This is a genomic window from Streptomyces sp. H27-H5 (genome assembly GCF_026627505.1).
Lineage (GTDB): Bacteria > Actinomycetota > Actinomycetes > Streptomycetales > Streptomycetaceae > Streptomyces.
The window spans coordinates 1-944 of record NZ_JAPNLK010000329.1 but is presented as its reverse complement, the minus strand read 5'-3'; the positions used below and the strand labels follow the sequence as shown (position 1 = coordinate 944).

General features: G+C 67.4%; 1 pseudogene. It reads left to right on the top strand.

Going from position 1 to position 944, the window contains the following annotated elements:
* Positions 1–579: 579 nt before the first annotated feature.
* A pseudogene (locus tag OTB19_RS43115) lies at positions 580–813 on the top strand (VanZ family protein); the annotation flags it as partial.
* Positions 814–944 lie beyond the last annotated feature (131 nt).

Below are 944 nucleotides of genomic sequence, written 5' to 3'. Positions count from 1 at the left end.
CGGCACCGACATCGGCCACCCCAACGACGCCTTCGACACCGCCGCCATCGTCCACCTCGCCGACCACGAGGCGTGACCGCACCCAACCCGCCCAACCGGAAAAGGACCTGCAACGCGCTGCACTAGCGCCCCGCTCCACTCCACCACTGCGCCATCAGCGACCACCATGCCGCACAGGGAGGCGCGCGCCGCTTCGTGGAGGGCTGAGTCAGTCACCCGCATGGGTGAGTGTGTCCGTGTACGCGGGTTGGACTCGGAGTGAGGCTGATCCCCGGGTGAACCGTGGCCTGTGCCACTGACCGCTGCCCGTCGCCTCACTCCGCTGCCACAGGAGGCTCGCGTCAACGGTCGTGAAGTTGGAAAAGGTGGGGACATGACAGACTCAACCGGTCCGTCGGCGGCCAGTGCCCGCCCGGTTGCTGAGGGCCTGACGGCGCGCTGCTGCGTCGCATGCTCGTCCGACTGCCGCCGGGCACGCCGATATCCTCGGACCGGATCGGACCCCGCGCAGCGCGCCTGCCGCGTCACGTCGCGGGTATCGGAATGGCCAAGCAAACCAATGTGGCGAGGAGCTTGTTAATGGTGCGGATACTGCGTAACAGAACCGCGGCGGAATCAGGGGACCGGGTTCCCGGAGAGCCTCCCCTGTCTGTGCTCGGCCGGGTACTGGCCATGCTGCTGGCCTTCGCGGTGACGGTGGGATTCGCGGTGGTGCTGGCCCGGCTGACGCTGGAACCGTCGGCGGCATCCGTGCCGTTGACGCACAGTAACCTGCGCCCTGGTGACTCCATTCGTGCCTATCTCGTTCGGCCCCCCTGAGGTCCGCGAGTTCACGAAAACTGAAGGGTCTTCAGCGGGAACCCGCGGGTCTGTCGCTGTGCTGTGCGGGGGTGGACCCGTGGGTTCGTGGTGAAGCCACGGTATCGGCTTCGGATGACTGCTCC